This is a genomic window from Amycolatopsis sp. lyj-112, from assembly GCF_046549055.1.
In the GTDB taxonomy this organism is placed as follows: domain Bacteria; phylum Actinomycetota; class Actinomycetes; order Mycobacteriales; family Pseudonocardiaceae; genus Amycolatopsis.
Map to the genome: position 1 here is coordinate 333,632 of NZ_JAJPWS010000004.1, position 13,417 is coordinate 347,048.

The 13,417-nt window shown below is 71.0% G+C and carries 6 protein-coding genes; 1 reads left to right on the forward strand and 5 read right to left on the reverse strand.

Annotated elements, in window-relative coordinates; genetic code table 11:
* Window positions 1-215: 215 nt before the first annotated feature.
* Window positions 216-1,196, forward strand: coding sequence for a hypothetical protein (locus ACLJRL_RS17355; protein WP_410657213.1), 981 nt, complete (start codon window positions 216-218; stop codon window positions 1,194-1,196).
* Window positions 1,197-1,231: 35 nt separating this feature from the next.
* Here ACLJRL_RS17355 and ACLJRL_RS17360 read toward each other — a convergent pair whose 3' ends face one another.
* The 5 genes from ACLJRL_RS17360 to ACLJRL_RS17380 are packed head-to-tail and all read right to left on the reverse strand — an operon-like array spanning window position 1,232 to window position 13,404.
* On the reverse strand, window positions 1,232-2,470 hold the full coding sequence (locus tag ACLJRL_RS17360; protein WP_410657214.1) for a lipase family protein: 1,239 nt from the start codon (window positions 2,468-2,470) through the stop codon (window positions 1,232-1,234).
* Window positions 2,471-2,503: 33 nt separating this feature from the next.
* Window positions 2,504-3,493, reverse strand: coding sequence for an alpha/beta hydrolase (locus tag ACLJRL_RS17365; RefSeq protein WP_410657215.1), 990 nt, complete (start codon window positions 3,491-3,493; stop codon window positions 2,504-2,506).
* Window positions 3,494-3,506: 13 nt separating this feature from the next.
* Window positions 3,507-5,096, reverse strand: coding sequence for an acyl-CoA carboxylase subunit beta (locus tag ACLJRL_RS17370; RefSeq protein WP_410657216.1), 1,590 nt, complete (start codon window positions 5,094-5,096; stop codon window positions 3,507-3,509).
* Complete coding sequence (locus tag ACLJRL_RS17375) at window positions 5,093-11,647, reverse strand: SDR family NAD(P)-dependent oxidoreductase (RefSeq protein ID WP_410657217.1); 6,555 nt, start codon at window positions 11,645-11,647, stop codon at window positions 5,093-5,095. The genes ACLJRL_RS17370 and ACLJRL_RS17375 overlap by 4 nt, the downstream gene beginning before the upstream one ends.
* On the reverse strand, window positions 11,644-13,404 hold the full coding sequence (locus tag ACLJRL_RS17380) for a fatty acyl-AMP ligase (protein ID WP_410657218.1): 1,761 nt from the start codon (window positions 13,402-13,404) through the stop codon (window positions 11,644-11,646). Before ACLJRL_RS17380 ends, ACLJRL_RS17375 begins: the two co-directional genes overlap by 4 nt.
* Between the last annotated feature and the right edge of the window lie 13 nt (window positions 13,405-13,417).

Sequence of the window (13,417 nt, forward strand, 5' to 3'; positions counted from 1 at the left end):
AGCTCGGCGTAGCGTCGAAAGTAGGGTCCATAACGGACGTCCTACTTTCGTCGTTGCGCTTTGACCGGAGAGGCAATTCGCTACCTCGTTGCGGCCGATCGGGTGATATCGGCGTACCCCGGGCAACGACCGGGCGGGGGCGTCGCGTGATCCCGTCACAGCCAGCACCAGCCAGCTGAGGGGATCCCATGGGGAACAGCCGTCTAGTGAGACGTATGACCGTGGCCGGGTTCGCCGGTCTCGTCTTTTCCGCCCTGCCGGCGACTCCGGCGATCGCGCTGCCGGCGCCGGAGTCCGCATCGTGTTCTTGGCAGGCAACGCCCATCGCGGTACCGCCGGGGGCGGAGCGCAGGCTCGTGTCGGTCGATACCACCGACGGCGCGGGCAGCTACTTCGGCCATCGGGCCTATGGCTCCGGCAAAGCCGGTCTGCTGCGATGGCAGGGCGACCAGCCCGAAGAGGTCGCCCTGCCGAAAGGCTCCGACTCCGCCATGCCCGCCGACCAGAACCGGTCGGGCACCGCGCTGATCAACGCCACCGTTGACGGCATACGGAATGAAGTCTTCTTATACCGCAAGGGGAAATACGAGACACTGCCGGTTCCGGCGCCCTACGAAAAGCCGCGGGCGGTGGCGATCAACGATCGCGGCGACGTCGTCGCCATGGCGGAAAAACCGGACTCCACCGGCTACGTGGTGATCGCGTGGTTCGCCTACGGTTCCGGACCGCTGGTCATCTCTCCGCCCGAACTTCCCTGGGCTTCCCCGGTCGACATCGACCAAGACGGCACCATCCTGATCAGCGGAGGGTATTCGGCCTATCTGTGGCGTTCGGGCGAACTCTCCCCGCTGCCACCCTCCCCGGACGTCCCGGTGGTCACACGGGCCCTCAGCAAGGGACGAGCGGTCGGCACGATCATCGGCGAGAAAGCCCAAGCGGTGCTCTGGCACCTGGGCAGTCCCCATCTGCTCGAAGGCGGCGGCGAGGCCGAAGACATCAACCGGCACGGCCTGATCGCCGGCAGCGCCGGCGACTGGAACGGACCGCCCGCCGTCTGGCGGGGCACTCGCCTGCTGGCGAAGCTACCGCTCCCCCAGGACGCCACGTCCGCATATCCGGCCATCGCCAGTGACGACGGGACGATCGTCGGCAGCGCCGAACCCGACATCGGCCCGGTGCGCTGGCGCTGCACCTGAGAATGTCGCTTCCCGCTACGAACGCAAGTAGAGGACTAAGGGCAGTTCGAAGGTGCCTGCTCGCCCTTGAACCGCTTCACGATCCACTGGTGCGCGTCCGCGTTGCCCGCGAGGATGCCGGTCGCGTGTTCGGCGATGTAGGTCTTCCACTGTTCACGGACCCCGGCCGCGCAGTACGCCTTGTGCAGGGTCTCCGCCTGCGGCGTGTTGACGATCTCGTCCGTGGTCGCGTGGTACTGGAACACGGGGACCCGCGGCGGGTTCGCGCCGAGCTTGTTCTGCGCCAGCCGCGCCTGCCACTGCGGAGTGTTCAGCGGATTGGTGGTGGTGTAGTCGCTGATCTTCTTGAACGGGTAGTTGAGCAGCAGTTCGGCGACGCAGGCGTTCTTCTTGGCGTCGCCGAGTTCCTTCCTGCCCGTGTCGTTGAGGTACGAGTCCAGCTTCAGATCCGGGTACGCCGCGTCGAGCCCGACAGCGGCGAAAGCCAGGAACCCGAAGCCGATATAGCCGTCGAGGCCCTTGGCCACCTCCGTCAGATCCGCCGGGACGCCACCCGCGACGACGCCGACCAGGTTCAGTTCCGGAGCGTAGGTCGGCTGCTTCTCCCCCGCCCACATCGAGCCTCCGCCGCCCTGGGAGTAACCCTGGACGATCACCTTGGCGCTCTTGGACAGCTCGGCAGGCGAGAAGTTCTGTGCCGCCCGGACCGAGTCGAGCACGGCCGGTCCCATCGACTGCCCGGTGATGTAGGTGGGCACGGTCGTCGCCGAGTAGCCCTCGTAGTCGGTCACCGCGACCGCGTAGCCGCTCGAGATCGAGTCGTTGATGGCGGGCTGGTCGTAGAGCGTGCCCCGCTCGATCGCCTTGGACGGCGTGCATTTGAACGCCGGCCCCTGCGTGCCGACGGCGTAACCGACGATCGGCGCCTTGGCCGGGTCGACACCCTTCGGGACGAAAACGGTCCCGGTCACCGCGTTGCGCTGGCCCAGCCCATTGGTGGACAGGTACATGACCTGCCAGGCGTCGGCGTTCGCGATGTTCATCAGCGGCACCGCCGGGCGCCACCGGATGACGTCACCGGGACTTCCGGCAGGCAGCGGCGAAGGTGCTTTGTAGAAGGAATCGTCGAAGGGGCCGGGCAGTCCCACCGCGGCGGCGGACGGCTCGGCTGCGGCGGACGAGGTCGCCGCGACGATGCCCAGCGCCGCCACGGACAGGCTCAGAGCCGCCAGGAACAACGGTCGGAATCGGGCAGGTTTCACCGGAACCTCCATCGGGGAAAGGGCAGGGATAGGGGAAGGAAAGGGTCAGGCCGGAACGCCCAGGGCTTCGGCCAGGACCGGCCAGGAGTTCCGCAGGGACCGTTGCCAGTAGGGCCAGCTGTGAGTGCCGGCGCCGTAGTAGTCGACGGTCACCGGGATTCCTTTGAGCTTCAACCGGTCGGTGAAACTCGAGGAGGCGAGGAGCGCGGACGGTTCGAGGATGTCGGACTGTCCAGGCGGGTCGAGCGGCCCGGTCTGGCCGTTCCCGCACGAGATGTAGAGCGCCGTGCCACGCAGGTCGTCGACGTGGTCGAACGGATTGTTCGACGACCAGAGTCCCCGCATCCCCCAGGAGTCGCCCCAGAGTTCGAGATAGTTGAAGACACCGGCACGGGCCAGGATCCCTTGGATGAACAGGGGAATTCCCGGGTAGAGCGTGTTGGGCACGCCGCTGTAGGACGCCGCCGCGGCGAACATCCCCTTGTGCTTGAACGAGTAGGCGAGCGCGCCGTACCCGCCGATCGACAGCCCGGCGATGGCCCGCCGGGTGCCGGCGCGGTATCCGCGCTCGACGATCTGACGCACTTCCAGGGTGTGGAAGGTGTCCCAGTCCACGCCCTTGAACCCGAAGTTCCACCACTTCGTGTACATGCCGGCCGAGCCGCCGGTCGGCATCACGACGAGGGTGTCCTTGTTCGCGGTGAACGCCTTGACGTCGGTGAACTGGTCCCACGAGCGGTAGTCCACCGGTTCGCAGCAGCCGTGCAGCAGGTACAGCGTGGGCCAGGTCCGCGTGGGCTGCGCCGCCCATCCGGTGGGCACCAGCAGCCGCACCATACCGGTGGTGCCGAGCGCGGGTGAACTGATCTTGAGGTCGACCGTGCGCGCGTCCAGCCACGTCTCCTCGACCACTTTCGCGCCGTTGTCGGCCACCGGCGAGGACGGTGCGGCGCTCGCCGGGACCGACGTCGCGCTCGCCCCGAGCAGGGCGACCATGGACAACACCAGCAGGCCCCAGCGCCGCGTTCGGTTCATCGCTTCTCCTTGCTCACAACGGGATGTTTCCGTGCTTCTTGGCCGGAAGGGTCTGCCGTTTGGTGCGCAGCGCGCGCAACGCCCTGGCGACCTGCAGACGGGTCTGCGACGGCGCGATGACCTGGTCGATGTAACCGCGTTCCGCGGCCAGGTAAGGGTTCGAGTGGCGTTTGCGGTAGGCGTCGGTGAGCCGTGTCCGCTCGGCGGAGCGCTGGTCCGGTGGCAGTTCGGCGAGTTCGCGCCGGTGCAGCACCCGCACCGCGCCTTCCGCGCCCATGACCGCGATCTCCGCGGTGGGCCAGGCCATGTTGACGTCCGCGCCGAGATGCTTCGACCCCATCACCGCGTAACCGCCGCCGTAGGCCTTGCGCGTCACCACGGTCACCTTCGGCACGGTCGCCTCCGAGTAGGCGTAGATCAGTTTCGCGCCGCGCCGGATGATCCCGTGCCGTTCCTGCGCCGCGCCGGGCAGATAGCCGGGGACGTCGGCGAGGGTGAGCAGCGGGATGTTGAAGGCGTCGCAGAACCGCACGAACCGCGCGGCCTTCTCGGAGGCGTCGATGTCGATCACCCCGGCCTGGTGGCGCGGCTGGTTGGCGACGATGCCGACCGTGCGCCCCTGCACCCGGCCGAACGCGCAGATCATGTTGGGGGCGAAGGCACTGTGAACTTCGGTGAATTCGCCGTCGTCGACCAGCCGGACGATGACCTCGGTCATGTCGAAGGCCTGGTTCAGCGAATCGGGCACCAGTCGGTCGAGTTCGAGGTCGGCCGCGGTGAGCTCGTCGCTGGTGTCGTCGGCGTAGTCCGGTGCGGGGTCGAGGTTGTTGGACGGCAGATAGCCGAGCAGGGTCTGCACGAAGTCGATCGCGTCCCGCTCGTCCGCGGCCCGGTGGTGGGCGTTCCCGGACACCTCGCTGTTCACCGCGGCGCCGCCGAGCTGCTGCGCGGTGACCCGCTCGCCGCTGACGGCGTGCACGACGTCCGGCCCGGTGACGAACATGTGCGCGGTCTCGTCGACCATCACGGTGAAGTCGGTGATCGCCGGCGAATAGACCGCGCCGCCAGCGCACGGCCCCATGATCAGCGAGATCTGCGGGATGACGCCGGAGGCGAGGGCGTTGCGCCTGCCGAGTTCGGCGTAGTACGCCAGCGAGACGACGCCTTCCTGGATCCGGGCGCCGCCGGAGTCGTTGATGCCGATGACCGGGCAGCCCAGCTTCATCGCCAGGTCCATCACCTTGAGCACCTTCTCGCCGAAGACCTCCCCCATGCTTCCGCCGAACACGGTGAAGTCCTGGGAGAACACGCAGATCTGCCTGCCGTCGACGGTGCCGTGTCCGGTCACCACGCCGTCGCCGTAGGGCCGGTTGGCGTCCATTCCGAACTCGGCGCACCGGTGCCGGGCGAACTGGTCGAGTTCGACGAAGGAACCCGGGTCCAGCAACAGATCTATGCGTTCGCGCGCGGTCAGTTTGCCCTTGGCGTGCTGCCGGTCGACGGCCCGTTTCTCGGCGATCCGGACGGCTTCGTCCTGCCGGGCGGCCAGATCGGCGATCCGGAACGCGGTCGTCGGGGCGAAGGGGATGTCTTCGAGGGTCATGTCCGCGTCACCCTTTCCTCGCAAGCCCTTTCCTCGCAAACGGTGAGCCGGTCCGCGAGCGCCGCGGCGACCACCTCGACCTGCGGCGGGTCGATCATCGACAGGTGGTCGCCCGGAACCCGCACGACCTCCAACGCGCTGCAAAAGGCATCCCAGCCGAGAGTGTCGTCGGTGCGCAGGTACCGCGGGTCGAGAGTGGTGGTCAGCGGGTGCGGCTCCTGCGCGCGCATCAGCAGCACGGGCCCGGCGTACGGCTCCGGGTGGTAGCGTTCGGCGACCCGCGCGTCCACATAGGACTCATATTGGTGCCGCAGGACACCCTGGCCCATCCCGGGAACCTGCGCGGCCAGCCTGCTGATCACCAGCCGGATCTGCTCGTCCTCGCCGAGCCGGACGAGTTCCTCCCGTGAGATGTCCAGCGGAACGCCGTAGGTCTGCTCGACGTGCTCGGCGAACCGGGCGAACCGGTCCAGCAGCAGTTCGTGCATGGGCTTTCCGTTCGCGGGCAACGGAAGGATGCTGTCGATCAGGAACACCAGGTCGACCCGCTCGCCCGCCGCGGTCAGCCGCCGGGCCGTTTCGTAGGCGAGGCAGCCGCCGAACGACCACCCGCCCAGCCGGTAGGGCCCGTGCGGCTGGATCTCCCGGATCAGTTCGAGGTAACAGTCGGCCTTGCCCTCGACGGTGTCCTCTTCGTCGATCCGTTCGAGCCCGTAGACGGGCCTGCCCTCCGGCAGCAGCCGGACGAGTCCGTCGTAGACACTCGTCGGTCCGCCCGCCGGGTGGAAGAGGAACACCGGATCGACGCCGCCCTCACGCAACGGCCGGACCGGGCACCCGCCGCGGCCCTCGATCTCGTTGCGCACCAGATCGGCCATCGCGGCCACCGTCGGCGTGGCGAAGAGCCGGTCGACGTCCGGGACCGAACCGAGCTGACCGGCGAACGCCGACCGCAGTCGTTCCGCGGCCGCCGGATCGCCGCCGGCGGCGAAGAAGTCGTCGTGGACACCGGGTTCGGCGCCGCCCAGTTCGGCCTGCCAGTGCCGGGCGACCCAGCGTTCGGCCGGATCACGCGGCCCGACGACGACGTCCGCCCGGGCGGGCCGCGGGCTTTCCCCGCCGAAACCGGCCTGCTCGGCGAGATGGTCGGCGAGTTCGGCCAGGCTGGCGCCGCGCAACAGCAGCGGAACCGGCAGCGGCAGGCCGAAATCGCGTTCCACCACACCCCGCGCCCGCATGGCGGTGAGCGAATCCAGGCCGAGCCGGGTGAGCGGGACGTGCCTGTCGACCTCCTCGGCGGCATAGCCCAGCATTCCGGCGACGAGCCCGGCCAGATAGTCGGTCAGCACCGTGCGAGCCGCCTCCGGCGGGCCGGCCCGCAACGCGTCCATCCCGTCCCATGTGGACGGTTCAGCGTCCCGTTCCCCGGCCTGCACCAGGACTTCGAAGAACGGCCGTTCGCTCAGGCGCGGGAACAGGGCCAGCACGGTCGCGGCGTCGACGCGGGCGATCCCGGTCGTCGCGCGATCACGCGCCAGCACGGCCTCCAGCGCCGCCAGCGCCTCCTCGGTGCCGAGCGGTTCGAGCACCGGGTTCCGGCTGCCCGCGGCCGCGCCCGCCTCGCCCCAGGCACCCCAGCCGATGGTGGCCGCCGGCAGTCCCGCGGCCCGGCGCCACGTGACGAGCGCGTCCACCCAGGCGTTGGCGGTGGCGTAAGCGGCCTGCCCCGGCGAACCGAACAACGCCGCCGCCGACGAGTACGTCAGCCACCAGTCGAGGTCGTGCCCGGCGGTCGCCTCGTGCAACCGCCACGCGCCCAGCGCCTTCGCCCGCCAGACGACGTCGACCGCGTCGGTGCCGACGGAAACGGCCGCACCGTCGGACAGCGCACCGGCCGCGTGCAGCACACCGCGCAACGGCGTCCCGTCTTCCGTGGCCGCCGCGATCAGCGCCTCGGCGGTACCCGGCGCGGCGATGTCGCCCGCCACCACCCGGACATCGGCGCCCAGCTCACGCAGTGCCGTCAGCGCCGGCTCGGTCTCCGGGCTCGCGCCGCGGCGACCGGAGAGCACCAGCCTGGTCGCGCCGCGCGTGGCCAGCCAGTCCGCCGCGACGAGCCCGAGGCCGCCGAGTCCACCGGTGATCACGTACGCGCCTTCGCGCACAACGGTTCCGTTGCCGGGTTCGGCGAGTTGCGGCCGGGCCAGCCGCCGGGTGTACCGGATACCTTCGCGCCAGGCGACCTCGTCGTCCGGAGCATCCGCGCGGATCTCCGACACCAGCTGGGCGACCCACAGCCGGGCCGGATCCGGCTCGGCGTCGAAGTCGACCTGGCTCGCCCGCAGTTCGGGATGTTCGAAGGCGAGGACCCGGATCAGTCCCCGCAGCCACGCCTGGTCGGGGTCCCCGGTCTCGCCGGGTTCGACGGCCGACGCGCCCGCGCTGAGCAGCCACAGCCGCGCGGCCGACGCCTCCTCGGCCAGTTCGGCGAGCACCCCGGAGAGAATGGCGACCCTCCGCCCTGCGTGCATCGGGTCGAAGTCGCCTTCCGTGACAGGGCGGCCGGTACAGGCGAGCACTCCGGTCACCTCGCGGGACCGCACCAGTTTCCCCAGGGCGGCACGATCGCCGAGGGGCGCCATCGCCAGTTCGTCACCGGTCTCGGTGAGCCGGTTGCGCAACGCCGTCAGCCACGGGGTTCCCTTGTGCTCCTCGTCGTACAGCACGACCCAGCTGTGCGCCCGTGGACCGGCCGCGGGCAGATCGGTCTGCCGCCACACGGCCTCGAACAGCAGGTCTTCCATCGGGACCGGCAGCGCCGAACGCTGGAACCGGCGGCAGTAGACCTCGCGGAACTCCACCAGGACGGCGTCGTCGGCGTCGACCAGCTGGACGCTGCCGACCAGGCCGTCACCGGCCGGGTCGACCGAGTCGAGAACGGCGTCGACGCGGACGACGCGGCGCGGATCACCGGCCAGCACGACTTCGCCCAGGGTCAGCGGCAGGAAGACGCCGTCGGCTTCACCGAGCGCGTCACCACTGGCCGCGGCGAGCGCGTGCAGGCAGGCGTCGGCGATCACCGGGTGCAGGACGAACGCCGGGTGTTCGCGGGAGCCGTCCGGCACCGTGATCGACGCCGAAGCGCGGCCGGGTGCGGTGAGCACCCCGTGCAGCCCGCGGAAGGCCGGGCCGTAGCTCTGGCCCATGTCGGACAGCGCCTGGTAGAGGTCGAGCGGCCGGGTGTCGCCGTCGATCGCGCCGAACGGGACCAGCGGGGTGTCCCCGTCGCGGACGCGAGCGGTGGCGTGGCGGATCCAGCCGCCGTGTGCGGACCGCGCGTAGACGTCCACTTGTCCTTGAGAAGGACCGGAACCGGTGCTCAGGCTGGTGGTCACCTCGGTGTGCGCGGCGAGTGGGAGCACTCGGTGCAGTTCGAGGCCGCCGACGCGCAGTTGCCCGCGGCCGGGCCGCAGCACCGCCCTGGCGGCGGCGAGCGCCAGTTCCAGGAAACCGGCGGCGGGGAACAGCGGGACACCCATCGCCGCGTGATCGGCGAGCCACGGCAGCCCCGCGGTGCCGACATCGGCGCGCCACAGGTGTCCTCCGCCGGTGGGCTGCTCGATGTGCACGCCCAGCAGAGGATGGGTGCCACCGGATCCGGCCCGGGCGGCCGGGTGCCGCGGCCAGAACCGTTCGTGCCGCCAGCGCGGGCCGGGCAGGGCGACCGGCACGGGGCGAGGACCGCGAGCGTCGAGCACCCCCGGCAGACCGAGAGCGTGCAGCCGGGCTAGAGCGGTCAGGAACGCCGTCCGCTCGTCGATCTTGCGGCTCGCCGAGGCCAGCGCGAGCGCGCGGGTGGTCTGCTCGACGGCCGCCAGCGCCACCGGGTGCGGCGAGATCTCGACGAACACGCCGTACCCGTCGGCGGACGCCGCGGCTAGCGCCTGGCTGAACCGCACCGGACGGCGCAGGTTCGCCGCCCAGTAGTCGACGTCGAACGCCGGCGTCTGCTGGGGATCATCGAGAACACTGCTGTAGCAAGGGATTTCGGCCGGCTTCGGGGCCAGGCCGTCGAGTCCGGCACGGAACCGGCCGAGAACGGCGTCGACGGCCTCCGAGTGCCCGGCGCCCCGGACCGGCAGCCTCCTGGCCAGCCTGCCGAGGCTCTCGACGTGCGAGACCAGCGCCTCGACCTGGTCCGCGCCGCCGCTGACCGTGCACTGGACCGGCGACGCGTAGACCGCGACGGTGATCCCGGGGAATTCCGTTTCGAGGTCGGCCAGTTCGGCCGGGGACAGTTCGACCACGGCCATCGCGCCGTCACCGGTCGCGTCGACCTCCGCGAGCAGCCGGGCCCGCGTGGCCATCACGCGCAGGCCGTCGGCGACGTCCAGCGCACCGGCGACGACCGCCGCCGCGACCTCGCCCATCGAATGCCCGAGCACCGCCGCCGGGACGACGCCGTGCGCACGCCAGAGCCCGGCGAGGGCCAGCTGCATGCCGAACAACGCGAGCTGCGTCGCCCCGAGGTCCGGCAGATCGCGCTCGCCGGAGAACACCTCACGCAAGGAGAATCCGGCTTCGGCCCGGAACACCGGATCGAGCGCCTCGACCTCGGCGCGGAACGCGGGTTCGGTGCGCAGCAACAGGCGGCCCATCCCGGGCCACTGGGAACCGTAGCCGGAGAACACGAAGACGACCTGGGGCGCCGGGCCGGCCTCACCGATGACGACGTCGCCGCCGTCGCGCCCGGCGGCCAGTTCGCGCAGCGCGGCGGCGACCCGGCCGCGCTCTTCGGCGACCACGGCGCCGCGGACCGGCAGGTGGTCCCGGCACCGCGCCAGCGTGGCGGCGACGGTGTCCAGCGGCACCGTGCGGTGGGCGGGATCGTCGAGCCAGTCGGCCAGATCACCCGCCCGCGCCCGCAGCACTTCGGGCGAGCGGGCCGACAGCGCGAACACCTGGGGGCCCTCGGTCTTCTTCGCGTGGGCAGGGAACGAGGCGGCCGGCCACTCTTCGACCACGACGTGGGCGTTGGTGCCGCCGAAGCCGAACGCGGAGATCCCGGCGCGCGCGACACCCGAGTACCGCGGCCAGTCCGTGCCGGTGTCGACCACGCGCAGGCCGAGGCCGGGGAAATCGATATGCGGGCTGGGTTCGTGGTAGTGCAGGCTCGGCGGCAGCCGCCGGTGCACCATCGCCAGGACGACCTTGATCAGCCCGGCGATCCCCGCCGCCCCTTCGAGATGACCGAGGTTGCTCTTCACCGAGCCGATCAGCAGCGGGCGGCCGGGTTCGCGTCCCGTGCCGAGCACCTCGCCGAGCGCACCGGCTTCGATCGGGTCTCCCAGCGCCGTACCCGTGCCGTGGGCCTCGACATAGTCCACAGAGGACGGTTCGAACCCCGCCGACGCGTAGGCGTCGCGCAGCAGGGCGGCCTGCGCGTCCGGACTGGGTGCCACGAGACCGTTCGAGCGGCCGTCGGAGTTCACCGCGCTGCCGCGGATCACCGCCAGGACACGGTCTCCCGCGCGGCGGGCGGCCTTGAGCGGTTTGAGGACGACCACGCCGCAGCCCTCGCCGCGGGCGATCCCGTCGGCGGCGGCGTCGAACGGTTTGCAGCGGCCGTCGGCGGCGAGCACCCCGGCCCGCTGGAAGGTGGCGGTGACGCCCGGCGTGAGCAGCAGGTTCACCCCGGCGGCGAGCGCGGTCGCGCATTCGCCGCGGCGCAGGCTCTGCACCGCCTGGTGCACCGCCACCAGCGACGACGAGCAGGCGGTGTCGAGGGTGAGGCTGGGCCCGCGCAGGTCGAACAGGTAAGAGAGCCGGTTGGCGGCGATGCTCGTGGCGGCACCCGTGGCGGACCAGACGTCGACGGCGTTGGGGTCGGTCAGCGTCAGGTAGCCGTACTCGCCAGCCGAGAGGCCGACGAACACCCCGGTCCGGCTGCCCCGCAAGGAAGACGGCGGAATACCGGCGTCTTCGAGCGCGGCCCACGTGACTTCGAGCAGCATCCGTTGCTGCGGGTCCATCGCCTCGGCTTCTCCCGGCACGATGCCGAAGAACTCGGCGTCGAACCCGGCGATGTCGCCGAGGAAACCGCCGCGTCCGGGCAGCCAGTCGAGGTCGTGGCCGGAGGCGAAGGCTTCCCAGCGGTCTTCCGGGACGTCGCGGATGCCGTCGCGGCCCGCGTCCAGGAACCGCCAGAACCGTGACGGGGACTCGACCCCGCCCGGCAGACGGCAGCCGAGGCCGACGATCGCGATCGGTTCCTCCTCGCGGCCTTCCGCTGCCGCGGCGGCGCCATGCTCCACTGTGGACAGACGGGCGGCGAGAGCGGTGATCGTCGGGTACTGCCAGACCAGGGTCGGTGCCAGCGGACGGCCGAGATGGCGGCCCAGATCCGCGGCGAGGGCCATCGCCTCCCGCGAGGAAAGCCCGCTTTCGTGCAAGGGCCGGTCCGGATCGACCTGGTCGGCGGGCAGGCCGGTCCGTTCCGCGACCCGGCCGATGAGCCAGGCGCGGATCTCCGCGGCGTCCGGCGCGTTCACCCGAGCCGCCGTGCGATCAGCGCACCGTCCGCATAGGACCGGCGGCACAGGGCTCGGCTGATCTTGCCGCTGGACGTCCGCGGTACCTCGCCCGGGGTCAGGAAAACGACGTCGTGCAGGCGCAAGCCGTGCGCCGCCGACACCGCGACCCGCACCTCGGCGATCGCCGTGGCGACGTCGGCTTCGATTCCCTTGGCCCGTTCCAGCATCACGACCGCCGCTTCCCCGTCTTCGTGCTCGATCGCGAAGGCCGCGGCGGAATGCGGCCGGACCGCGGGATGGTCCTCCACGGTCTGTTCGATGTCCTGCGGGTAGTGGTTGCGGCCGTCGACGATGACGAGGTCCTTCAGCCTGCCGGTCATGAACAGCTCGCCGTCGAAGAGCACGCCGAGGTCGCCGGTCGCCAGCCAGCCTTCGCCGGAGTCCGGATCGAGCGGCGGCAGGCCGAAAACGGCGGCCGACGTATCGGGCCGACCCCAGTAGCCGGTTCCGACATTCGGGCCGCTGACCCGGATTTCGCCGACATCGCCCGGTTCGACGGGCTCACCGGTGACCGGGTCGGCGATGACGATCCGCTGGCCCGCCGGACGACCGCACGAGACGAGCGTCGTGGCCGCCGCACCGGATCCGGCGGGGAGCGCGAATCCGGCGGCGAGCCGGTCGCGATCGAAAGTGACCTGCCTCGGTGCTTTGCCGGCGTCGGTGACGGAAACGAACACGGTGGCCTCGGCCAGTCCGTAAGAGGAGCGGTGAACCTCGGGCTGGAGCCCGCATTCGGCGAAGGCGTCGTGGAATTTCGCGATGGTGGCGGGCAATACCGGCTCACTCCCGTTGATCAGTGAGACGACCCGGCTCAGTTCGAGGTAGCTCTTCTCGTCCTCGGACACCCGGGAAGCGCTGTAAGCGTAGGCGAAATTGGGCGCCGCGCTGATCGCGCCGGGGCTGGCCGAGAGCGCGTGCAGCCACCGGGACGGCCGCTCGAGGAACGCGAGCGGGTCCATCAGCACCGAGGCCGCGCCCGCGGCCATCGGCGCGCCGATACCGAGGATCAGGCCCATGTCGTGGAAGAGCGGCAGCCAGCTCACGGTGGACGACGTCCCGGTCCGGACACCGTAGGCGTCGCATGCCTGGCGGGCGTTGGTGAGCGCGTTGCGATGGGTGAGCATCACGCCGGCCGGGGTCCGCGTCGAACCGGACGTGTACTGCAGGTACGCCAGGTCGTCGAGCCCCGGTCGCGGCCAGGAATGGTCACCGGCCGCGACCGGAACGAGGGTGTCGACGGCGACGACCGCGGGCGGCTCGATCTCCGTCGTGGCCAGGAAACCGGTGACCCCGTCGATCCCGTCGGCGGTCGTGAGCACGACCTGAGGGGCGCAGTCGGCGAGCACGGCGGCCAGCCTGCCCGCGTGTCCGGGAAGATCCGGGGCGAACAGCGGCACCGCGACCAGCCCGGCCCGAATCGCCCCGAGGAAGGAGATGACGTAGTCGACGGACTGGCGGGCCAGGATCGCCGCCCGCTCCCCCGGTTCGGCGACCCCGGTCAACCGCGCGGCGAGCGCGTCCACCCGGTCGTCGAGTTCACGCCAGGACAGCGTGACCGCCCGGCCGTCCGCGCCGCCGCGGTGGTCGAGGTAGGTCACGGCGACCTCGTCGCCCAGACGCCGGGCCCAGTACTGAAGCAGCGTCGCGAACGACTCGCCGCCGGGTGTGTCGTCCTGCCCGCGGGCGACGACGACCGTTTCGGAAATGGTTTCCATAGCCCCTCATGGA

Coding starts and splice junctions, on each gene's coding strand:
- ACLJRL_RS17365 (WP_410657215.1), bottom strand. CDS start 3,493: ATGAACCGAACGCGGCGCTGGGGCCTGCTGGTGTTGTCCATGGTCGCC.
- ACLJRL_RS17380 (WP_410657218.1), bottom strand. CDS start 13,404: ATGGAAACCATTTCCGAAACGGTCGTCGTCGCCCGCGGGCAGGACGAC.
- ACLJRL_RS17355 (WP_410657213.1), top strand. CDS start 216: ATGACCGTGGCCGGGTTCGCCGGTCTCGTCTTTTCCGCCCTGCCGGCG.
- ACLJRL_RS17360 (WP_410657214.1), bottom strand. CDS start 2,470: ATGGAGGTTCCGGTGAAACCTGCCCGATTCCGACCGTTGTTCCTGGCG.
- ACLJRL_RS17370 (WP_410657216.1), bottom strand. CDS start 5,096: ATGACCCTCGAAGACATCCCCTTCGCCCCGACGACCGCGTTCCGGATC.